Source organism: Methanosarcina barkeri 3, from assembly GCF_000970305.1.
Taxonomy (GTDB): Archaea; Halobacteriota; Methanosarcinia; order Methanosarcinales; family Methanosarcinaceae; genus Methanosarcina; species Methanosarcina barkeri_A.
This window is the reverse complement of the sequence record NZ_CP009517.1, coordinates 3,867,757-3,891,737: the sequence shown is the minus strand read 5'-3', so window position 1 is coordinate 3,891,737 and position 23,981 is coordinate 3,867,757. Positions and strand designations below refer to the sequence as shown.

The window sequence follows — 23,981 nt, the reverse complement described above, 5'->3', positions numbered from 1 at the left end:
AATTTGGCAGCCAATCAATTTATCAAAATGGATGTTAGCAATGGTAAGGATAGTTAAAAACCCTGAGGAGAGAAGAACGGAACTGATTGAAACAGCTGAAAGCCTTTTTTTTCAAAAAGGATATGAATACACTGCAGTCAGTGATATAGTCAAAAAGATCAATGTTGGTCAGGGAACGTTTTATCACTACTTTAAGTCCAAGGAAGATATTCTTGAAGCAGTAGCGGAGAAAGTTGTAGCTCCTATTGCCGAAGATGTACGGAATATTGCAAAAGGCAACGAAGACTCAGCTACGAAAGTTAACTCCATACTAAACAGTATTTTAAAGGCTGGCAACTCTGAAACAGGTTTCATGAAACTCATGCACCAGAAGGGCAACTATTTGCTTCATGATAAACTTGAGAAAGCTCTCGAAACTAAAATATCACCCATTATAGCTGAGGTGATATCAAAAGGCATGGATGAAGGTTTTTTGAATATGAGCTATCCTAAAGAGTCCTTCATACTTCTGCTGTCCTCAACGCTATATCTTTCCCATCATTCCACCTGGGATCATGAAGCTCGTGAGAGAATGCGTGCCGCTTTGGAGGAAATTACTGCAAGAGTCCTTGGGGTAAAAGATTACCGGTTCCATCTGGAGATTTAATCTGGGTCCAGCAAATTTTTTTGTGAACTGAAACGGATTGACTATCAATCAAATACTAGTACGGTAAACTCAATAATAAATTTTAATGGAAAATAAGGGAGAAAGCATAATATGGCGAATTGCTCGACCGATGTATGTTCATATAAGAGAGCCTGGGCACTGGACACATGGGTTCGTAATTATATACATAACCCTTACAAAATCTGCGGTGACTATATCAAAGAAGGACAGATCGCTCTGGACCTGGGCTGCGGACCAGGATTTTTTTCCCTGTCAATGGCGGAGATGGTCGGTGAAAAGGGAAGAGTTGTTTCTGTGGATATTCAGGAAGAGATGCTTCAAATGCTAAGGGATAAAAGCGAGCGTGCAGGACTTAGATCTCGTATTATCCCACATAAGTCCCAGCCTGATAAAATAGGTATATCGGAGATGGTGGATTTTGCTCTTGCTTTCTATATGGTTCACGAAGTACCGGATAAAAAGAGTTTTTTGAGTGAAGTTGCTTCACACCTCAAGCCTGATGGAAGGTTATTGATAGTCGAACCGAAATTCCATGTTTCAAAACCTGACTTTGACAGTACCTTAAGGGTTGCCCTATCTACAGGACTAAAACAAATTTGCGAACCTAAGGTTCTCTTCAGTAGAGCAGTGCTTTTGGTTAAGGTATAAAGATTCTTCTTTTATACTTACGAGAAATTTAAATTAAAATTGGTCAGGTGTTTGCAATGGAATTGAAGGACACAATTAGAAAAATATTCGACCTGAACTTCTTATTGAGTGTGGTTATCCCGATCATTATCTTTTATGCTCTGAGCCATTTTAATATGGTTCTGCTGGGAACTATTCTGGCAGGTAGCTGGGCTCTGGCTGCAATCGTTTTTCAGTATACCGGAAGTCGCAAAGTTAACGTATTTGCGATAATAGTAGCCTTATCAGCAATTTGCTCTGCTATTGGATTATTTGGGACGATAGTTTTTCACAGTCCGACTTTTTATCTGGAATCTCCAATACTTACGGATCTGGTGTTCGGATGTATATTCTTTGGTTCTTTGTTCATAGGGAAACCTTTGATTCAGGTCTTTGCGGAATATGAAATGAAGGATTCTTTTTCACAAAAACTGCGCATGCACCCGAAGTATGTTTCTGCATGGAGAATATTGACGGCCGGATGGGGTTTGATGTGTATGTCTCAGGCACTGTTGAGATTGGCACTGCTACATACTGCTTCTCCAGCGGTTTATTATTCAATAAGTTCAGTTTATGGAAGCGTTAGCACTCCACTCTTTTTGCTGTTTACTTTCTGGTTCCCTAAATGGTACTGGAGAGATCTCACAAAAGGAACTCATGCACATGAGTATAGAATAGTGCACAATAAACTTACAGTAAAATGATACTTTTCTGGTTAATTATACCTTTTTCAGTTAATTATGCCTTTTTCAGGTTAATTAAATCTTCTTTTGGTTAATTATATCTTTTTCTGGTTAATTATGCCTTTTTCAGGTTAATTATACCTTTTTGAAACTAATGAAAAACTTGAAAATATATTCATTAACAGAAAGTTCGAATATTGGCTTATGCAGTCAGAATCAAAATATTACTTTAACCAAAGCATTACTTTAACTAAAGTATTACTTTAACCAAAGTATTACTTTAAAAAATAACATGCAAATCGGAGGAATGACACATGAAAGTTCTTGCAGTAAACTCCAGTCCCAGGATGGACAAAGGAAATACTGCCTTGATACTGAACCCTTTTCTTGAAGGGATGGAAAAGGCCGGAGCAGAGGTAGAATTATTCTATACGAGAAAATTAAACATCAATCCCTGTACAGGCGAGTTCAACTGCTGGCTGAAGACACCAGGAAAATGTTACCACGACGACGATATGAAAATAATACTTCCGAAGTTCGTTGAGGCCGACGTTATAGTAATTGCTTCTCCTGTTTATGTATTTGGAATCACGGGCCCTATGAAGAATCTATTTGATCGGATAATTCCCAGGGTACACCCCTTCATAGAGTTGCGCGACGGACACAGTCACCATCCTTCAAGGGAAAAACCCAAAACTTGCAAGTATGTGCTCGTCTCCAACTGCGGTTTCTGGGAAAAGGATAATTTTGATCCTCTTATTTCATACATGGAAACTTATTGCAAGAACACAGGCTCTGAATTTGCAGGAGCACTTTTACGTCCACATGGTGAAGCAATGTCTGGTATGCTAAAAATGGGTATACCCATAGGTGATATATTTGAAGCAGCTAAAGAGGCAGGGCGTCAGCTTGTAGAGAATCAAAAAATGTCACAGGAAACCCTTAATGTCGTGAGCCGTGAACTCCTTCCAAAGGAAATGTATATTCAGTATGCGAATCAGAGCTTTCAGCAGGCTCTGGAAGCACTGAAAAAGTAAATGGTTGTTTTCTGTTGGTCTTCGGACTTAGAGTTTATCTGAAAAATGTTGTGACCAAGTGACATTTTACAATTGGCCACACACAACTACTTTTACCCAACTTCCTCACACCTTAACCCAATTTCCTTATACCTTAACCCAACTTCCTCACACTTTAACCTAACTTCCTTATACCTTAACCCAACTTCCTTATACCTTAACCTAACTTCCTTATACCTTAACCCAACTTCCTTATACCTTATTATAATTTTTTAATCTAATCTCCTATAAAACTCGTACTCAATCCTCATACAAACAGTAGTAACAGGCATATTATCTTCTATTAAATGAACAGTTTTTTACATGAACAGTTTTTTTGCTTCTATAGAGGTAAGGGAAAAACCCTAACGTCAAGGACTACTCATTTTAGTGTGCAGGTTTCAGATAAACTTTCAGGACTGATTTCAATGCAAAAGACCTTCAGAAAATTTAATGGCAAAACCTTTATGCTCGACGAATTCAGCTATTCCGGTGTTTGTAAATCAGATGCGGAAAAGCGCAAATCTATGTGGAAGAAGAATGGGCTTGGAGTCAGGTGCATAAAAAAGACAAACGGCAAATATGTAGTTTATCGGGAATATCATGGTGATCCTAATGAATTAGATGACTCATCACTGTTTCCTGTGGACTGAAATCCCTCTTTGCAGCTACCTGCCATGCCTGCGACATCAATAAACAGAAATAAAGACAGGAAAATCAGTCTCACCAGATACTTGGAGTGTAATTTAATTCGATTTCATCAAGTTTCTCGGCAGGTAGGCCAACGTTTTCGAACATTTCTTTGAATACTGTTCTGTACTCCTCTTCAGGAATTTCTTTATTCAGGCTTCGAGTAGTCTCAACTGGAATTTACACTGACTGCAGGAACGTAGTCACCATCTCATTCAATAAGAATTATGAAATCACTTAAAATTTATAGATTTTCCTTTATATATCCTAACCGGATCCTGTATACTGCCGAAAATATTATATTTTCACAAACCATTCTAAATGAGCTCAGGAGGGTTAAGAAACTATATCGGATTAGGAGATTGAGTAGATGAGAGTGTCTTTTGAAGAAACAGACGGGAAGGTAATATTCAGGATTTCGGAGTTCCATCCAAAATACGAAGAAATCTTACAAATGTGCTATTATGATAACGATGGTAAGGGATACATTAAAACCTATCCGAAAGATGCCAAATATTTAGATAAAATAAAAAAACGGTATTTTGATAATGCAAAATTGATGTTTGATCAACTTGGTTATTTTGCTCCTGTTCCATGGGAAGAAGCGCTAAAAGAGTTTTGCCAAAGAACTCAAGTGACAAAAATTAACTGGTGGTTAACCGGAAGTTGTGCTGCATGTATTCGCGGCATAAAAATGAGTCCTCATGACGTAGACATTATGACTGATTCCAGGAGCATTGAAGAAATTACCGACGTTTTCTCAGACTATTTAATTGAACCCATTGTTGATACAAACGGATGGTTAACCAGGGATTTCGGGGTAATTTTTCTGCATGCAAGAATAGATATTGCATCCGATCCTCAGGATATCCTGGACATTCCTGAGCCAGTAGACTGTGGTCCGTATGCAAAAGAGAACCTTGAGACCATAGAGTGGAACGGATATGAGATAAAGGTCCCACCTCTGGAACTTCAAATAAACGTAAACAAAAGAAGGGAACGGATGGACAGAGTAAAACTCATAGAAGATTTCATGAACAAATAATTTCAAAAACACATCTTGGGTAAAAACTGCTCTTGGGCAAAAAAACTGCTCAGGAGCTAATGGTACTCATAGGTATATGCTTAAGAAGGTATATGCTTATAGAAAACCGTATCATTGGACGTATGAAGTATACTATCTATGAAGCATACTATCAGTTGTTTGTACTGCCTATAATATTCTATCTTTATTATAGTGGATTTGCTTGTTTCAAGCTTATCCCAAAACTTATTTTACTCCTACATCGATCAAGTTTAAAATTATTTTCATTATCTTTGACTCAATTGACAATTTCAGATCCAAGATCCAGAGAGCCGATTTTGAGGTTTGGGATAAACTCAATTATAAATACTGATGACCGTACTAATAAGATTTTGAATGAAAATTTTGAATGCCATCAAGGTCGGATATGGTTCAAAAGATCACATTGCTGTTATGCAAAGTCTTCGTAATTATAAAATAAGGAGTGATATTTACGACTCTTCAGGATGAATTAAAAAAAATTGCCTTAGATAACGGAGTTTATTATTTCGGTGTATCAGACTTATCAAACGAAAGGGAGTTCATTGTCGAACAAGGTGGAGATGAATTGGTTTCATATCCATATGCAATTTCACTTGGCATAAAACTAATTCATCCCATTGTAGATAAACTACCGTTTAGAAATGAAAGATCAGTAGCATTGAATTACCAGCTCCATGCTTATGATGTAATAAATCAAAGACTTGACCTTATTGCTTCAATTCTAAGCAGTTATATCCAGGAACATGGGCATAGAGTATTACCTATTCCTGCAGCGGAAAGAATTAATGATGAGAAAATCTGTGCTCAGTTTTCTCATAAGTTAGGGGCACACTTGGCAGGACTGGGTTGGATAGGAAAGAGTTGTCTCTTAATCACACCGGAAAACGGACCACGGGTTAGATGGACAACAGTATTGACAGATGCACCTCTCACCCCAACAGGGAACAAATTGGATGAAAGGTGTGGCACATGTAATGAATGTGTAAAGATTTGTCCGGTTCAAGCTTTTACCGGAAGAAATTTCGATGAAACTGAAAAAAGAGAGTTAAGATATGATGCAAAGAAATGTCAGGAGTATTTTAACGAACTGAAAAATAATGGGCAAGCACCTGTGTGCGGATTATGTTTATATGTTTGTCCATACGGTAGGAAAAAGAGATGATAAAACTGTTAAGAATGATAAGGAATACTTAAAGGACGGAAATAACAAGGATGGAAATAACTAAAGAAGACCAGCAGCTGCCTGTCCTGAGCCGATCCTTCAGATATCTACACTAAAGTACCCTATTCAATATCATCCAAAAGCTTCCCTCAACGCTAGCATGCTACTTGTGAGCAAATATCGGGTGGCTACTGGCAGAAAAGAAGAAAAAAGAATCGGTAGCTGTCTATAAAGCATTTTATTATTTAGAGAGAAGAAGTAGTGAAGAACTAAACTAATTTACCCAGGAGAAAAAATAACACTCTGATTTTCACTTAATGTAGATTTTGACAAAAGTTCTGTGCTTTTTCCCTTTTTCTAGATAAGAATGCTCTCAAAATCAAGGCTAAAGCAGCTAAGAAGCATTGATTTTACCTTATAAACCTATATATTTTATTGTATAGCATGAACTCAAAAGAAAATATAAGAATAGAAAACAGTAAAAAGTCTTGTAATTAAGTTTTCAATTGATTAAATTCAAGATCAAATTAAAGTTTCTTCCGGAGTTATTGCTTCAATATCTTCTATTCGAAAGAAATGCTTTTTATTTCTGGTTACTATTCTGTTTATTCCCAGAGACAGAGCTGTTGCTGCAATCAGGCAGTCATTTAATTCAATTCTCTTTCCCCTTCTGATGAGATCAGCATAAATTTTTCCTGCATCTATTGCTATTCTCGAATCAAGATCTATTACTTCAACAATATTAAGTAGTTCAAATGTTTTTTCAAGGGCATCCTGGGATCTTGAAAGATGAGCACCGACACTCAGTTCAGCAGCGGTTATTGATGAGGTGTAGCCTGAATGTTCGTCTCCCATTCGTTCTAGAAAGCTTCTGGAGGACGGGATGACCTCCTTTCGAAGACAATCAACAAAAATTGATGTATCTACAAAAAACTTCATTCTATCCAGTCCAGACGTGAAGATTTCCGCAACTGGTCAACAAACTCTTCGCTATCTACATCGTAACCCCAGGCTCCACAGGCCGATTCTACAAGTTCCTTTGAGCTTCTTCCGTTTTTTTTTCTAACCATGTTGAGGATAGAGTGAATTTCCCTATCGAGTTCGACAAGTCTCTTCTCGATATCTGCTGTTGATCCCATAAATATCATTTAGTCTTAATGCCGTATAATCTTATCTTGAAGGTGGAAACATCATTTACGAAGTTAGGATTTAATCTGTTTTTCCTCACAAACACTTTTACACATCATTTTTGCATAGGTTTTACATGATTCTGTATAAAAAATTACAACAATTATCAGGAGTGAAAATACTCATTGCTGATCTTTTGCTTCTCTGCTTTTTCTTCTTTTCTGCCAGTAACCACCCGATATCTTCTGCTTCGCAGCACGCAGGCGTTGAGAAAGTTTTCATATGAGGCGATTAAAAAATTTGACAACTTAAGTTTCGCCATAATTGACGTAAATGCTTTAAAAGCTGGAAAATGGATAAGAAACACTTATTTTGTCAAAATATTTTGTTGGACATTATTTACAACCATGGAAAGTAATGAGGGGCAGGCAAAAAGTCAATCGAATTTTTATAACCACAGAAAGCACGGAAAAACGTGAAAAAATCTTGCCTTTTCCCTATTTCTGAGTTTTCCGCACTTTCCCTGGTTAAGCACTCGGTTATTTCACTACGGCAATACGATTCATGGGTCCCGGAGCCACCGGAGAGAAAGCTGTTAAGTAATTGACGAGAGCATCTCTAACCAGAGGACCTTCTGTCCTATTGACCCCTTCCTTCAGAACAAAGAGATTATAGCTTCCATCAGCCATGCGGTTGTTAACTGTTACGCGGTAAAGGTCGTTCGGATTGATAGAAGTGCCGTTTATCTTTATGTCGGAGATATCGATCATATTACCTGGGGAGGCGCTTTCGTTCCAGGCATAACTAAAGCCCTTTGAGACCTGCAGTATGCGCGGAGTTGGGTTGTCGATCTGTTGCTCCAGTAAAGTGTCGATTTGAGTGCCGTTCAAGGTCATTGTGACCAGGCTGATTTCAGAGGGTTGGACGCTGAAGGCCTCGCCATAGGTGACCTGGCCTGGCAGTTCGCTGGCACTTTGTTGATTATATATCAGATCCGCGCGAATACCTCCTGGGTTCGCGAAAGCTATAACAGCACCGCCGTCTTCCGGGTCGGAAGTTGCATGGAGTTGAGCATCGGCTATGACATCGCCAAGAGCAGATTCGCCTGAATCACTCATTACTGCTGTAATATCGCTTGTAATGTTACCTATCACCTGGTTAGCAAGGGCTGCAACCAGATCTTTATATTCCGTGATAAGCTCGGATACTTCAGGATCTTCAGGAACATCTCTGGATACTATAATATTTCTTGACTTTTCTTTGACCACATCATGAGTCTTTTTGCTTATTACCAGATCGATATCCGTGAGCAGAGTACTTGCCGAACCCGCCTGAGTCACTATGCGGCCGTCGATATTGGCATTATAGGCCTGATGGGTGTGGCCGGTGATGAAAACATCTACTTCATCGTTTGTGGCGTTGACAATGTCCAGAATGGGGCCGCTCATGTTCAGGCTCTCGTTATATAGTCCGTCCTGGTAGCCGCCGTCGTGTATGATCACAACTATGGTTTTTACGCCCATATGCTTCAGTTTTTTGGCATATTTGTTGATGGTCTCGGCTTCATCCAGGAACCTGAGTCCCTTCACTTTGGAAGGAGTCAGTATGGACGGCGTATCTTCCAGGGCCACTCCAATAAATCCTATAGGTACACCCTGGACGCAGGCGATTTTGTAGGCAGGGAATATTGTGGCGTTAGTACTTTCATTGACTATGTTAGCAGCCAGATACTGGAAATCTGCCCCTTCAAAGGACGAATTATCCAGGCAGCCATCAGTCGGATGGCATCCACCGTTTTGAATGCGCATGAGCTCGTTTAACCCGTTATCCAGCTCGTGATTGCCCACTGCCGAAAAGTTGACTCCTATCATGTTGAGAGCCTTTATTGTTGGTTCGTCGTGGAATCGGGATGAAATAATCGGACTTGCACCAATATTGTCTCCTGCCGAGACCACAAATGTATTAGGGTTCTCAGATCTGAGTTTCTTTATGTGAGTAGCCAGGTATTCCGAACCCCCTGCATTAACACGTATGGGGGCGCCTGTCTCGTTATAGCCTGTAACTATCTCACTCACTGGAGGCTCAAGCTGGCCATGAAGATCATTTATAGCCAGGATCTGGACTTCTATCGTACTCTTATCAGGTTTTGAAGCCCCCAGACTGCTCAGCAAAGCAATAGAGACAAGCATTACCAGGAATAGAAGGGCGAAATGTCTGCTAACTTTATTTATTGCAGAATTGCGATTTTTTAACAATATACATCCCTCTTTAAACGCTCGATAAGAGCATCTAAAAAGCTCGAAACCATTCCTTAAGAAATCGCCAAGTATAGGTTTAAGAAGTTCCCCAAAATCTCTAGTAAGAATGGAATTAAACTTTCAGAGCTCAAAATAATTGATTTTCCAATTTTTGTTCCATGTCTAATTTAGTGCCTTAATTTGATCCAAACTTAAGCTGTTTTTTTCGATCTACTTTTCATCGGCATGAATACTATATAAATATTATTACAAAGCCCGTTTTCAAACAATCATAAATAATTATTTCGGAAAATTCCAGGTGTTGATAATTCTACCTTTCGTGGTATTGTGCAATCTCTGGAGAACAAGAATTCTTTCCAGCTAAGGGCGAAGTTTAGCATTATTATATTTTTAAAATAAATATTCAATTAAGTGATAAAATTTGGAAATAATTCATAATTAAAGGACAAATTAAGAATAAAAATAAGAACTTTTTCCTTTTTGTTAATATTCTGTGAGCTTACTTGCGGCAGTTGGGTCCTATATATTTCTTCCGTGCAAATCTTCTAATAAACAAAGATGAAAAAATGACTTCATGTTCAAATAAGTACGAAAATTGCGTAATGTAACACCTGCACGGAAAACTTATAAAGAATCCGAAACGAGGATTTTGTAAAGTTCAAATGTAGTTTGCCAGACCCCCAAATTTCATAAGATAATCTCTAAGAGGCATTATCTAGTTAGCTTTGCGTGTTTTAAGCTTGCGTTATTCTGCCTCCTAAGGAAAATAGGTTCTCAGGAATGACGTAGATGATCAGGAACAAAATTGGAGCAAGAGTAATGCTTTTGGCAGTGCTTCTGGTTGCCATCGCATTGGTACCTACTGTTAGTGCTCAAAATGAGACTAATTATTCTGTAACTAAAGAGGTAGCTTTTGAACATGCAAATGCGCAAATAATAAATTTTATTGCAGATGATACCGAGTTTGAAGGATGGAAAGGGGCATCTATCGATCCCAAGCCATTGGAACTCTATGATCCAAACGGGCAGAAACTGTATTATCAATTTTCCGTATATAAAAATAACAGCCTGATAGGTAGAGTCGACGTAGGGGCTAATAAAACTCTGGGGCAGTCAATTCAAGTTATTGAACTAACTCCGGTTCTGTATAATACAACTGAAGCAATGAAGAAATCAACTGAAACTGCTAGAAATGAATATCCAGATGGCGAAGTAAAGTCAACCGAGATAGTTGTATATAGTTACCCAAGCATTGGGGCGATGACAGTAATAAAAGACAGAGCTTCAGGAAATGAGCATCGGATATTTGTAGACTTATATACTCTTGAAGTGATACCTGATAGACCTGCAACTGAAACAGAGCCTGGAACTTGGTCGGTTTTTGACCGACGATTAAAGAACGGGGTGGAAGAGAATTTAAAAGGCTGGCAGGCAAGCGATCAGTTTACTAAATCCATAGAACAAGAAATGGCTAGTAAAGGAATTTGTATTAGTGTGCCAGTGACATTGGATAATTACCTGAATTATGACGTAACTAATGTAAATTATGATTACTATTCTTACTTTTTTGGACTTTACTCACTGGGGAATACAGTAATTAGCAGATATGGCAAACTTCCTGTACTGGAAACTGAAGAACAGAAAGAAAACTGGAACTCTACTCTTGAAGAACTCAATAACAGGATAAAAGACACAGTTGCCTCAAAGTACATGTATCCTCATGGAGAAGTAATGTCATGCGGGACTAATTCCAGAGGATACTTTGTAATTTTATTCAAGTACGGCAGTGTTGATGAGCCTTTGATGAATGAAATATACGCTCTAATAAACGATTCTGCAAAAGAGATGGGCGTCCAGGATATCCCGGTCGAGTTTGGTTACGGAACTTATTGGGAGAAAATTTACCTGGAAGGCATTAACCGCTGGTACTGGCTTGGAGAAAATACGGAGAATCTGTCCGAATCGGATATCGATACTCTTGAAGGCGATATGGAGCACAGACCTACCATGCCCTTGAATAAAACAATTGCAGCCTATGGAAAAATTCCTTTGTTAAAAGACCCGAATGAGATATACCTATGGCAGGGAAAGCTGTATACGATTACCGATCGCATCCAGGAAAAAATTACGCCATATGTGGAAAAAGGTCAGATAATAACTTATGGGGCAAGGATAAGGCTGGAAATAGTAATTAACGATACTTTATCTTCCGAAGAAAAGAACACTATAATTAGAGAGATTTATCCGGTCATTGACGAAGAAGCAAGAAAACAAAATATTACCAATGTTCCGGTTGTTTTTACAACATCTGAAGAAGACTCCATGAAAGAATCTAACAATTCAAACAATAGTGATTCTGAATCTGATACTGAGGATAAACCAAGCAAAAATAACTCTACTCCAGGTTTTGGATTATTGGGAAGCTTAACCTGCCTTTACGGAGGATGGAAACTCAGGAAAAATTGATAGGAAAAATGATACAGGGTTGAACTCATCTTCAAACGTGGAACTTGAACTCATGCTCGAGTTTATAAAGTGTTCATCCTTCGTAGACTACACAGTGCCTATAAATTCAGATATCTGCCCTAAAGTACCTTATTCAAATTATTTAAAAACTTTCTCAACGCCCGCATGCTGCAAAGCAGCAGATATCGGGCAGTATTTATGACTTTTGGGTAATATACCTAATTCAAAAATGAAAAGCAAAAATTGAAAAGTTAATCATATAATTTGGGAATGTTTGTTCCCCATCTCAAGTAATAAGCAAAAAATGGATCAGATATATATAATGTACTTAATTCTTTATCATAGTCAACAACAGGTTCCCCCTCAATATGTGTTTTGGAAATTTCCGTCATCATATCAAGGACTCTTGTAATTTCATGTGCTTCTGGAACCTGATCTTCAAGTATATTCCTTAGTGCATTTCTTATTTCCTCATACGTAAGAGAAGTCTTAGGTCCAGTTTTTGCTATAGCTAAAAGTATTGCTTGATAGATGTCACCTTTAGTTCCATCTACAAAAGTTCTTTCCTTTCTATCCGTTCTCTGTCGAGGACCCCTCGAAAGGCGATCGAAAGCAACTTTTGAAGTATCTGATGCCATTTCTCTGAAAAATATAGATTCATTATTTAGTTTTTCTAAGGAAGTTTCAGTTTCTAATGTTTCTCTAATACAATTTCTGCTGCAGAATTTATAACAAAAATCTTGAGTCAAATGTGGACTACCAAAACTCTCTTTTGCAAAAGAATCAATTAACTCTTGTGGAACTACAAGATTTAACTCCTCAAAACCTAGTCGCATAATGTATTCGAGTTCCTCTTTTTCCCAAATAGGTATCTCCATTTGGATTAATCGACCAGTCATTTCTCTCTCAACTTTCACTGCATCATATGCCCTATGGGGAACCGAGATAATGATTACTCTTAATCCATCAAAGATTAGATCTTTTAAGTATCTAATAATTTTTGTCTGAACTTCTTGATCAATATAATGGAAGTCATCGATAATTATTGGATTATTTAGATTCTCAATTAAAAGTCTAGTTGATATTGCTTTTGTAGACAATTTTCTGGATCGAGAAATACTTTTTTCTGTTGAAAAAGTTTCTGTTGAGGAAGTTTTTCCATTCATTTTTAATAACTTTACATCGAATCCACTATCTACACCAGACTCGTCACTAAGTTCTGTAGAATCACTTTCAGTCTTTGAATAATCCGTATATCCTTCATATTTTTCAATTACGGTTTCCCAGAAATCGTTTTCAGTGCTTATTTGACCACCAGAAACCCAGCAACTTTTTTCCAAATTTATCTTTGAGCGAACTAATACTGTTTTTCCACTTTTAGTTGGACCAGTTATCGCTAAAATTTTATGTCCCATATCTAAATATTCATCAAGTTTGTCTTCTAGATGAAGTTGTGCTCTTGGATTATATGTTACAGTAGGTTGACCACCAGAAATAAAAACATTAGATAACTTCGCCACAATAAACACCTTAATGAAAGAATCTCATAAAACTATTTATAGATTTTTTATTCATTTAGATACTTATGCGTTTTACGTTACCTTCTTCATTTTAAATACGCTTTTAGCCTTGATTTCGTCAGATTTTACATAATACCAAAATTAAAGCTTATTTAGCTCATTTAGTATGAAAGACAGAGAAGATATTATTGAGCAGTTAATTTGAAGTGGATTATTTCTAATTATCAGTTAACGATACATCTATTTAATTAAAGTATTTAAACTGATAATTGAAAGTTATTATATCTACTTTCCAATGTATCCCATCGCTATAATTCCATAACCCAACTTTATTAATGTACAAGATATTAAAACAGCTAACAGACCTCTTTTTCTCATTAGAAAGATACAAATAAACTAAATTTTGAAAGGAGGGAAGGCAAGCCTTCCCTTCCGCTCCGTCTTAACTTCGTCTTTTACCAATTTATTCAGTCAATATGTACCAAATATAGGGAGGATTAAAGAAAAATACTTCTTTTTGCTACCCTGCCCGCAGGGAAAGACCGGACAAAGAACTCAGCTTTAGGAAAACCTATAGAGATATACCTAAAGTTTCATCCAGTTTTTCTAGTGAGAAAAAGAGCTTTATTGACTTAGAGCTATAAGAAAAATAATTAGGAACAATAGTAAAATGGAGCTCATCCCATAACTCAAGATTATGTCTCTTTATTTCAGTCGAATACCCCGCTAGCTTGCTGCGGGGATGAAAACTTCCCCAGTAACTGTTGATGATTATAAATTTCTCAATTCCATTTTTCGGTTGTTAACTTCTGCTCAAACTAACCGCTTAGGATTACTATTTCCTTTAACAGAATTTTCGAGCGGTGGCGCAAACATACCCCGATGCAAGCAATGGGGTGTGCTAGCGCAACTTTGATTTTATAGGGCTTACGCAGTTAAACTGAAAAATCAACATAATCAGACCGTTTATTGTCTGAAATGTGACTTTAATCCACAGTGTTTTCTGTACTTAATTTTGTACCTCAAATGCGTAAGTCCTATTTCAAAAAATGCTTTTATCTAGTTAACTTATACTTCTATTTTTATTTGGCAACAGAGCTTTAAAACCGGAAAGAGTTCAAGGCTCGTTTTCCAAAGAAAACAGTCTGAACTTAATGTAATCCATGTAGTGAAAGTATTCCAAGCATAGGAGCAACTTTGTTAAATGTTTCTACAACCTTTTGCGCAAGTTCTGTGCCTTTTTGAGTTCCTGTAATTATTTTGTTATAATCAGAGTCAGGGTCACCCAATTTAACGAGAAATCTACGTAGTTTATTAAACGGCTTAGTCAGTCTCTCTTTTTCATCGTCTGAGCTTACTTCATCTAAACTATCCTGAGTTTCATCCATTTCATCTTTAAGTTCTGGGTTATATTTTATAATTTCCCTTCTTAAGTTATCAAAATCGGTTTGAATTTGCGGTAGCTCTATTTCTAAATTTACATTCACATTTGTCCTTTGCTTGACATTTGTCTTTTGTTTTACACTTGTTTTCTGTTTGGTACGTGTCTTTTGTTTGACTTTAATGTTTGGGTTTGCTTCTGAGTTAGCTAGTGCTTGGTTTACTATAAAAAAAGGTACTTTACCGAATAATTTTTCATATTCTTTAAACCTTTCTTCTCTTCTTTTGTAACCATCTAATAATGATGAAACTGGCACATGTATATAGCTTTCATGGCATTGAATTGTCTCTTCTTCTTTCATTTCAGCTTTTAACAACTTTTCAAAGGAGTATCTCTCAAGACAATTTTTTGAACAATTACAAGGGATTTGTTTAGTCACATTTATTTTTTTTATAGAATCGTTTATTTGGTCAAGCTGGTTACAAATTGCTCCGAGAGCTCCTCTTTTATTATCACCTTTTACTCTTATCTCAATTTGCCTTTCATCGGACTTCATCTCTACAAGAGCACGCGAATTTTGGAGTTTTAATACTGCTCCTTCTCTCCAGCAGAGAGGCATACCATTTTCTTTTTTCTCAATGTCTTGATGCATGCGGACTATAAAGCGAGGAATTATGCCCGGAGGCAAAAAGTATTCATAACAATAATAGAAGTAAAGGTTATCTTTCTCATCCCACTCAAAATCAGGTGCATTTTTTGGTAAAAGCTCAGCAACTAGATAGCTTTTTTTATCTGGAAGTTCATATGAAAGCTCAAATTTATTCATTAACTCCATGAGCTGGGGATAAATCTTTTTTGGATACGTTTCGTTGTCCCATATCTGGTCTAACTCGCTATGTAGTAGTACTCCCTCACGATGGAAAACAGATTTTGTAGACAATATCCGATAAAATGCTTCTGTAGCCCATTCAGGTTTTAAAATCACAATGTTTTTTAACGCGATTCTATCTTTAAAACTAAGAGTTACTCCGAGTTCATGCAAGTATTCGTCCAATATACTAATGTTTGTCTCATCTAAACCCTCTGAAACACATATTGTATGAAATTCATCATATGTAATCCAATATTTTTCGAGCTTTTCAAGTTTTTCCCGCACTTTATACCATGAATCTACCCACTGTACTCTCATTAGTGGAAGACTCCATGCAGTTTCACGGATTTTATCTTTTAAAGCAGAGATTCCTTTACCATCTTCACTGTCAATTTTTAAATATCCTGTAATTTGAGGGAACTTGCTTTTTAAATCTTTAAGGTTCAGGTCATCATCGCTTTCATTCATTTTACTCATTACAAGAATTATTGGACTATCCTCTCCAAAAGCTTCAATTGTATGCAACCAATAGTAAATGTGATCATAGTCCTTTGTTTTCCTTGCATTCCATACAAGTAGATAAACTGATCTTTTTGTCAAGAAAAACTGGTGAGTCGCATGATAAATTTCCTGTCCCCCAAAATCCCATATGTTTAGCTTGATTTTACTATTTTCTGAAGATGGTGCAGAAACGAACCACCTAGATATGTTAATTCCTTCGGTGATCATACCTTCCACAAATTTATCTGTAATTAATCTATTAGCTAGACATGTTTTTCCAACTTCCCCATTACCAACCAATATTAATTTTGCTTCATTATGTTCTGTGGTTTTTGACTGTTTTAGGTAAGCAAAAATTGCTTCTAAACCCATTGAGACGATTTCAGGAGGAGGTACAGTTAAAGGGTTTCCTGATAAGTCAAGTGTCTTAAGGTTGTGAAGTTCTGTAATTTCAAGTGGTAGTTCAGTCAGTTGATTTCCATATAAGCCAAGTGCTGTAAGATTCTTAAGTTCTTTAATTTCAGGTGGCAGTTGAGTCAGTTGGTTATGGGATAAATCAAGTGTAACAAGATTATTAAGTTTTGTAATTTCAGAAGATAATTTGGTCAACTGGTTATGAGATAAATCAAGTTTTTTAAGAATTTTGATTTTTTCAATCTCAAGTGGCAGGTGAGTTAGTTGGTTATTAGATAAATAAATTTCACTTAGGTTGTCAAGTTTTGTAATTTCATGTGACAGTTCTGAAAGATGGTTATGAGATATATCCAGTGTTGTAAGGTTTTTAAGTCCTTCAATTTTAAATGAAAAATAATATGAAAACTGGTTATATGACAAATTAAGTTTTTTAAGATTGATGAGTTTCGAAATTTTAGATGGTATTTGAATCAATTGATTGTAAGACAAATCAAGTGTTGTAAGGCTATTTAGTTTTGTAATTTCAAGTGGTAGTTCTGTTAGTTGGTTGTGAGATAAATCAAGGACTGTAAGGTTGTTAAGTTCTGCAATATCAGATGAAAAATATGAAAACTGATTGTATGAAAGATTGAGTTTTTTCAGGGTATCGATTTCTTTAATTTCAGGTGGCAGTTGAGTTAGCTGGTTATGGGATAAGTCAAGTATATTAACATTATTTTCACAAGCCTCTTTAATAAGATTTCTAACTCTAGTAAGCCTTATATCCTTTCTTTTCGTCATTTTTCTGCCTCATTTATACACAGAAATGAATTGAAAAACGTTCGATTTCTCCTTTACTTTAAACTTCAACTCTAAAAGCTTTTTCTTTTTTTCGAGCAAGCCACCAGTTACAAATTTCAACAATCATAACTTCAAAACTCGAAAACAATAAACAATTTCAAGCGACTACATAGTAATTATCTAGCTGGAAAATCTATTGTTAAATATATTACAGTATCCTGTACTTTCTGACTAAGCACACATGATATTCTTCGAATAACAGGCACAAACAAATGAAAGTACTTTTTATCTCAACATTTTTTGACGTAAGGTTGTCCTAATTTTTGTTCTTCGAAGCCGTAGCTAAACTAACCAGTGAATTTCCATACAAGGCTTAGATGTGATTGGAGCAGAGATTAAAAAGAGCATGGGGAGCCAGTTTTATTCTGTACTTTCATGCCAAAGTAGGGTTAGCAAATTTGTCATCTATATCTGCCAGCGACCGCCCGATATCTGCTGCTTCGCAGCATGCGGACGTGGAGAAAGTTTTAATTTGGATTTAAAACAGAAATTTAACTACTCCTAAGGATCAACAAGGTGCTGCGTGATTCCTATGCCTACAAACTTATCCTTTCTCTCATTATCGAAACTTTCTTGTTAAGTTTATGTTTTAAGAAGACCTGTAAGCTCTTCAGGGTTATCAGTGAAGAACTTAAGTTTCAGATTTGAGTACGTAGTAACGCTAACCATCTGCTGGTAAGGTGCCATAAGCTCGAATTTATAAAGTTGCACAATTAAAAATGCTACTAAAATAAAATTCATCAGAAACAGGTTGAGTACAATATAGTATGGAAATTCTTTTTGCAGATCTTGTAAAGCTTTCGTTACCGTATCTTTAAGGAAAAATACTAACAAAATAATATACGTTAAGCGGACCACCCAGCGTAGAGAATGAATTTTACTCTCTGTTATTGAGATCTCCATGATATCTGTTTTTTCGATCACAACGGGATTACGCATGGGTTTCTTGATTATGATTTTTTCAGATATTACTTCAACGGTACTGGGATAATTATAAAATAATATTGAAAGAGGAATAAGTAACCAGATAAGGCCTGAAAATAAAAATACAATTAAAAAAATTAAAAAAGGGCCGTCTGGAGCATGTACCCATAGAAGCGTAGAGGCAGTTTCTGCGAAAATACCAACTGCAAATATAATACCAACTGCTGATACAAGTTTAAGTGTCTCCCTATCGAAAAGAAGGCTGGCTCGGGCCTTAAGAATTTTGTTTTCCTGCAGGCTCGCAGGAGAAGAGTTCAAGTGAGTGGTTTCATTTCCCAATTTAAATCTGTCCTACAAAATCTGTCTTATCGAAAAATCTGTCTTATCGAAATCTTTCTTATCAAAATCTTTCTTATCAAAATCTTTCTTATCGGAATATATCCTATCAAAATCTGTCCTGTCAACATCTGTCTTATTAATTTTCTATATAATACTTCATCATAAAATTATAAAAGTTTTTCGCAAAAACTTTTCATAAAAGGTTTTTATACTTTATACATATAATAAAAAATCATAATAGTTTGTTATGTTTTATGGGATATCTGGACATTTTATAACAAATATAAATACACATTATAGTATATCGTATGTCAAAATAATTCATAAACATGTGTAATTCGATTGTTGTACCAAAATTTTTTTGACTTTCTAATTTAACATTTTATATAGATTTGTTATGCTATTAGCTATTCTTCACCGCAGGTGGGTAAATGGACGAAAACATTCAGAAGCTCAATGAAAGAGCGAGCTATTATTCCGAGCAGATTTCAAAACTAAGAGTTGAAATCAAAAACACGATAATCGGACAGGACGACATTATTGACAATATGCTTATAGCATTGATCTCTCAGGGTCATATTCTACTTGAAGGGGTTCCCGGACTTGCAAAGACCCTTATGGCCAGGACAATGGCAGAATGCCTTGACTGTGAGTTTGTGAGACTTCAATTCACACCTGACTTGTTGCCTGCAGATATAACAGGTACCAAAATCTACAACCACAATGAAGCTTCCTTTTTTACACTTAAAGGCCCGATTTTTGCTAACTTTATCCTTGCCGACGAGATAAACCGTGCTCCTCCAAAGGTCCAGTCAGCACTTTTGGAAGCGATGCAGGAAAGACAGGTAAGTATACAGGGAGAAACCTTCAAACTCGAGCGTCCTTTCCTTGTAATGGCAACACAGAATCCTATAGAGTCAGAAGGTACCTATAAGCTGCCTGAAGCACAGGTAGACAGGTTCATGTTTAAACTTCTTATTGATTATCCTACAAAGGACAATGAAATTGAGATCATTGAGAGGTTTACTCAGGGTATACAGCCGCATATATCGAAGATACTAACGTCCGGACAGATTATTGAGATTCAGGATTTCAATCCCCTAATATACGCTGACAGAAAGATCAAAGACTATGTGGCACAGGTTGTGGATGCAACAAGACACCCGCAGGCTTATGGTGTTGACGCCGAAGGGTACATAGAATACGGAGCTTCTCCACGTGCATCCTTATGGCTTATACTTGCTGCAAAAGCACATGCAATGCTTGACGGAAGAGGATATGTGATTCCTGAAGACGTGAAAGCTGTTGCATACAATGTGCTTCGGCATCGTATACTTCTTAACTACGAGGCGGAAGTTGAAGAGGTCACCAGCGACCGGATAATTGCACAGATACTGAACAAAGTAAAAGTGCCTTAAACGACCATAGAGCAACCAAAGAGTGACCAAAGAGCGACAAAATCAAGATTTTCACCAGTGAAAAAGGACTAATCTGAAGAAGGACTAATCTGCAAATTTTCCGCTAGTGAAAAAGTCTATAAATCACATAGTCTACGAATCACATAGTCTACGAATCACATAGTCTACTAATCACATAGTTTACGAATCACATAGTTTACAAATCACATATTTTACAAATCACATCGGGTTGTGTGCTATATGCAGCGTGCAAAAGAAGTTATTCAGCAAGTAAAGCGTATAGAGATCAGCACAAAACAACAGGTAGAGGGACTGATCACTGGAAACTATCATTCTGTGTTCAAGGGTCAGGGTATCGATTTTTCCGAGATCAGAGAATACAGGGCAGGTGACGATGTCCGTGCAATTGACTGGAAGGTTACTGCAAGGTTCAATCGTCCTTTTATTAAAGAGTTTGTTGAAGAAAGAGACCTGCGTGTATATTTTGCTATAGATATGTCGGCTTCCGGAAGTTTCGGAAGTAACATCACAAAAAAGCAAAAAGCAATAGATATAGCAGCAAGCTTGATGTTTGCAGCTATGGAAAATAATGATAATGTCGGGCTTTTTATTTTTACCGAAGGGATTGAAAAGTACATCCCGGCCAGAAAAGGCAGGAAACATGTTCTTAAATTGCTCAGCACATTGATTTCTTATGAACCTGTTGCAAAAAGAACAGACATCATGAACAGTATGGAAGCCATTGCTATGCTGCTCAAAAGAAGAAGTATCGTTTTTGTAATCTCGGATTTTTGTTCTGATGACTTTTCAAAACCTCTTAAAGTGATGAAAAACAGGCATGATATCGTAGCATTAAGAGTAACTGACAAGCGTGAACATGAACTTCCTGACGTTGGTTTTATCGAACTGGAAGATGAAGAAACCGGTGAGCAACTTCTGGTAGATACTTCCAACGAAGAGTTCAGGATACGCTATGCAGAACTTGTCATGGAACATAATGAATCCTTACAAAAACTATTCAGAAAAATGAAGGTCGACATGGTTGACCTTGTTACGGATGAACCATATGAAATCGCACTTAAGAAATTCTTCAGGACCAGAAAAGTAAGGAGATAAGATAATGACAGGTTTTGACTCTCCTTATATTCTTGCATTCTTGCTGATAATTCCTCTTATTTATTATTTTCATAAAAAGGCCAGGATACGGAAAAAGAACGAAGCGATAAAATTCAGTAACCTCGCCTTTATCAAATCCGCATTAGGTGACACTAAAAAGTCAAAAAGAGATGTACATCTTTTTTATCTGTCGCTGGTAGCCATCGGCTTGATGATAATAGGTTTTGCAAATCCTCATATCCCTCTGGAACAGACCAAAGAAGGAGTAAATGTTGTACTGGTAATGGATGTTTCAGGAAGTATGCAGGCCCAGGATTACACCCCATCAAGGCTGGAAGCAGCGAAATCCTCGGCTGAAATACTGATTAATTCTCTTAAAAGTAAGGATTATGCGGGAATTGTTACTTTTGAGTCCGGAGCTACCACTGCAGCTTATTTGAGTCCTGATAAAGATAAAGTAATTGAAAAACTTCGCAATATTGCACCGAAAGAAGGCAGCACTGCTATAGGGGATGGGCTTAGCCTTGGGATTGACATGGCTTCTTCCATTCCGAACAAGAAAAAAGTAATCATATTGTTAAGTGACGGTGTGAGTAATGCAGGTTATATTAGCCCTGATGAAGCGATCCGGTATGCGAAAGCTAACAACATTCAGGTCTACACTATCGGTATGGGTTCAAACAATAATGTGTTACTTGGGTACGACTGGTTTGGGAACCCTCAGTATGCAGAACTTGATGAAGCTACACTGCAGGCCATTGCAAATGATACCGGAGGAAAATATTTCAAATCTGTCGATGACAAAACACTGGATGAAATTTACAAGAACATCAGCGAGAACATAAAAAGAGAGAAAGAAGAAACAAACATCAAAGACTGGTTCTTCTTTGCAGCGCTTCTGGCATTACTTATCCAGATATATTATAGATACGGAAAAGGAAGGATACTGCAATGATAAGAAAATCCATTGCCATTTTTTCACTTTTCTTGCTACTGGCACCTGTAGCTTATGCCGAAGGGAATATAACATTTTCAATTCCTCAAAAAGATTATTATTTCCTGGTCGGAGAACAAGCCTATATTCCTCTTAATATTTCTAATTCAGGTAATAATGATATAAACGGCATCCTGGGATACACAATCACACAGGAAATTAACAGCGGATCGGTTCACTTTTCAAGCTCCAATTCCAAATCAACGAGCCTCCAGGTAAACAAAGGCAATTCCACGGTTAATCTTGGGTTCGGTAGCAGCGATAAGCCTGAAACTTTGAATGTATCACTCAATTTCAATTACGATGATAACGGAAGCAAAGTTGTCAATCTTGGTAATATCGCCATACACTTTGTTGAAAATGAATCCGATAAACAAAATCAGGCCAATCCGATGCAGAGTTCTTCACAGGAAGCATCCTCCACACAGCAAACAACGGACCCGTTTGCACAACAAGAACAGCAAATGGCACAACAAGAACAGCAAATGCAGCAAATGATGCAACAGATGGCCAATCAGCAATCTTCAGCGCAAACCCCCCAGCAGGCTGCACAAAACAGTCAACCGGACCAGGATACTTCAGCACTAAAAGAGCAGATGCAAAAGCAGGTACAACAACAGCAAGAAACGCAGCAGCAGTTCCAGCAGCAAATTGCAGCTTCCCAGGACTTCCAAAAGGCAAATCAGGAATTATCGGATCGAGGATACAATTTGACGTCCATGAATGCTAATCCTTCATCAAATAATACAGGAACCTTTACGGCAAGCTATGAAAAACAAAATGGTGATAAGGCAAGCATTCAAGGAGATATGAATAATGGTACAATGAAGAATCTGCAGACGGATACGGCAGAAGACAGGCAAAAAATGAGAGACTCGCTTTCTCAGAATAAGGACTTCCAAAAGTATCTGAAGCAATTGCAAGATGATGGTTTTAACGAAGTGGATTCAACGTTTTCACAGGAGAACAACACTACTGCTCTTCAGATACAATATGAAAATGCCAACAATGAAACAGCTCAGATAAATGCCGGATTTGTAAACGGCAGTGTTGATAATGTCGAACTTGTAAGAGAGCAGGAAAGGAACCTTTATCCTATCTATCTTATAGGAATTCTGATATTGCTTGTTCTTGCTTATCTGGTGTACAACAAATATTCAGGTAAAAAGGAACAAAAAATGTTAGTTGAGGAAAAGATACAACTTAAGCAAGAAAATTTTGACTTCAGGGAAGAAGCAGGAAAACTTGTTGAAAAAGCAGTATCGCTCTATGAAGAAAAGCAGTTCAAAGAAGCTTATGGAACTGCTGCACAGGCCCTGCGGTTGTACCTGAGCTATAAATACGGATTAAAGAAAGAAGTTACAAACTCCGAACTGATAAATTATCTGAAAAATAAAGGCATAGAATACGAGAAATTCGACAGATACTTACAACTGTCCAGCCTCGTCGAATTTGCAAAACATATGCCTGATGACGGTGAGTTTGAGGAGATGATTAAGACTATTAAGAACACTATGAAGGATGAAAATAATTGAACATATTGCTATAGAAATAAAAGTGGGAGAGTTGAAACTCAGTCGTTTGATAAGATCGAGAAACAAGAGAGGTTCAACCAGTGTTTTGTTCTGCTCTAAAGGAAGAACAAAGACTGTAAACCTCTCATTCTTTTTTGTAATTTCAAGAAATATATGAGTAAAAGAGTTTGCTGGAGAGTTTGCTGACTTTTTGGCACATCCACTTATTATATATTTCTTCTTAGATAAATGTATTTTTTTCCAAAGGATAGAGTCTATCACGACATCAATGTCGTCAATTACTTAAG

General features: G+C 37.1%; 18 protein-coding genes. 12 read left to right on the top strand and 6 right to left on the bottom strand.

The window, feature by feature from the left end; genetic code table 11:
• Positions 1-40 precede the first annotated feature (40 nt).
• The 7 genes from MSBR3_RS15865 (at position 41) to MSBR3_RS15835 (ending at position 5,989) form a co-directional block, all read left to right on the top strand.
• On the top strand, positions 41-646 hold the full coding sequence (locus MSBR3_RS15865; protein WP_048109145.1) for a TetR/AcrR family transcriptional regulator: 606 nt from the start codon (positions 41-43) through the stop codon (positions 644-646).
• Between the two features lie 111 nt (positions 647-757).
• On the top strand, positions 758-1,315 hold the full coding sequence (locus MSBR3_RS15860; protein WP_048109144.1) for a class I SAM-dependent methyltransferase: 558 nt from the start codon (positions 758-760) through the stop codon (positions 1,313-1,315).
• A 56-nt stretch (positions 1,316-1,371) separates the two neighbouring features.
• The gene (locus MSBR3_RS15855; RefSeq protein ID WP_048109143.1) at positions 1,372-2,037 is read left to right on the top strand and encodes a VC0807 family protein; all 666 of its coding nucleotides are present in this window, start codon (positions 1,372-1,374) and stop codon (positions 2,035-2,037) included.
• 293 nt (positions 2,038-2,330) lie between these two features.
• A complete protein-coding gene (locus MSBR3_RS15850) occupies positions 2,331-3,053 on the top strand; it encodes a flavodoxin family protein (protein ID WP_048109142.1) in 723 nt (240 codons plus the stop codon).
• A 410-nt stretch (positions 3,054-3,463) separates the two neighbouring features.
• Positions 3,464-3,724 (top strand): hypothetical protein, encoded by a 261-nt coding sequence (locus tag MSBR3_RS15845; protein WP_230627548.1) that lies wholly within the window; start codon positions 3,464-3,466, stop codon positions 3,722-3,724.
• Between the two features lie 407 nt (positions 3,725-4,131).
• The gene (locus tag MSBR3_RS15840; protein ID WP_230627546.1) at positions 4,132-4,806 is read left to right on the top strand and encodes a nucleotidyltransferase domain-containing protein; all 675 of its coding nucleotides are present in this window, start codon (positions 4,132-4,134) and stop codon (positions 4,804-4,806) included.
• A 463-nt stretch (positions 4,807-5,269) separates the two neighbouring features.
• A complete protein-coding gene (locus MSBR3_RS15835; RefSeq protein WP_048109141.1) occupies positions 5,270-5,989 on the top strand; it encodes a 4Fe-4S double cluster binding domain-containing protein in 720 nt (239 codons plus the stop codon).
• Positions 5,990-6,511: 522 nt separating this feature from the next.
• On the opposite strand, the gene MSBR3_RS15830 is transcribed toward MSBR3_RS15835, so the two are convergent.
• The 3 genes from MSBR3_RS15830 to MSBR3_RS15815 all read right to left on the bottom strand — a co-directional run bounded on the left by MSBR3_RS15830 (position 6,512) and on the right by MSBR3_RS15815 (position 9,372).
• Positions 6,512-6,928, bottom strand: coding sequence for a type II toxin-antitoxin system VapC family toxin (locus MSBR3_RS15830; RefSeq protein ID WP_048109140.1), 417 nt, complete (start codon positions 6,926-6,928; stop codon positions 6,512-6,514).
• Entirely contained in the window at positions 6,925-7,128 is a 204-nt protein-coding gene (locus MSBR3_RS15825) for a hypothetical protein (protein WP_048109139.1), read from the bottom strand. The genes MSBR3_RS15830 and MSBR3_RS15825 overlap by 4 nt, the downstream gene beginning before the upstream one ends.
• Before the next feature lie 528 nt (positions 7,129-7,656).
• A complete protein-coding gene (locus tag MSBR3_RS15815) occupies positions 7,657-9,372 on the bottom strand; it encodes a bifunctional metallophosphatase/5'-nucleotidase (protein ID WP_052723438.1) in 1,716 nt (571 codons plus the stop codon).
• Positions 9,373-10,164: 792 nt separating this feature from the next.
• Between MSBR3_RS15815 and MSBR3_RS21180 the strand changes: the two genes are divergently transcribed.
• A complete protein-coding gene (locus tag MSBR3_RS21180; RefSeq protein ID WP_230627544.1) occupies positions 10,165-11,841 on the top strand; it encodes a hypothetical protein in 1,677 nt (558 codons plus the stop codon).
• 251 nt (positions 11,842-12,092) lie between these two features.
• On the opposite strand, the gene MSBR3_RS15795 is transcribed toward MSBR3_RS21180, so the two are convergent.
• From MSBR3_RS15795 to MSBR3_RS15785, 3 genes are all read right to left on the bottom strand, one after another.
• Positions 12,093-13,361 (bottom strand): hypothetical protein, encoded by a 1,269-nt coding sequence (locus tag MSBR3_RS15795; RefSeq protein ID WP_052723437.1) that lies wholly within the window; start codon positions 13,359-13,361, stop codon positions 12,093-12,095.
• A gap of 1,151 nt (positions 13,362-14,512) precedes the next feature.
• Complete coding sequence (locus MSBR3_RS15790) at positions 14,513-17,308, bottom strand: COR domain-containing protein (RefSeq protein ID WP_048109136.1); 2,796 nt, start codon at positions 17,306-17,308, stop codon at positions 14,513-14,515.
• A gap of 642 nt (positions 17,309-17,950) precedes the next feature.
• Positions 17,951-18,631 carry a DUF1673 family protein gene (locus MSBR3_RS15785; protein ID WP_048109135.1) on the bottom strand — a complete coding sequence of 227 codons (681 nt, stop codon included), beginning with the start codon at positions 18,629-18,631 and terminating at the stop codon, positions 17,951-17,953.
• A gap of 431 nt (positions 18,632-19,062) precedes the next feature.
• On the opposite strand from MSBR3_RS15785, the gene MSBR3_RS15780 reads away from it, so the two are divergent.
• From MSBR3_RS15780 to MSBR3_RS15765, 4 genes are all read left to right on the top strand, one after another.
• Positions 19,063-20,049, top strand: a complete 987-nt coding sequence (locus tag MSBR3_RS15780; protein ID WP_048109134.1) for an AAA family ATPase — start codon at positions 19,063-19,065, stop codon at positions 20,047-20,049.
• A 240-nt stretch (positions 20,050-20,289) separates the two neighbouring features.
• Positions 20,290-21,165, top strand: a complete 876-nt coding sequence (locus tag MSBR3_RS15775) for a DUF58 domain-containing protein (protein ID WP_048109133.1) — start codon at positions 20,290-20,292, stop codon at positions 21,163-21,165.
• 4 nt (positions 21,166-21,169) lie between these two features.
• Positions 21,170-22,120 (top strand): vWA domain-containing protein, encoded by a 951-nt coding sequence (locus MSBR3_RS15770; protein WP_048109132.1) that lies wholly within the window; start codon positions 21,170-21,172, stop codon positions 22,118-22,120.
• A complete protein-coding gene (locus tag MSBR3_RS15765; RefSeq protein ID WP_048109131.1) occupies positions 22,117-23,694 on the top strand; it encodes a hypothetical protein in 1,578 nt (525 codons plus the stop codon). Before MSBR3_RS15770 ends, MSBR3_RS15765 begins: the two co-directional genes overlap by 4 nt.
• The last annotated feature ends 287 nt before the right edge of the window (positions 23,695-23,981 follow it).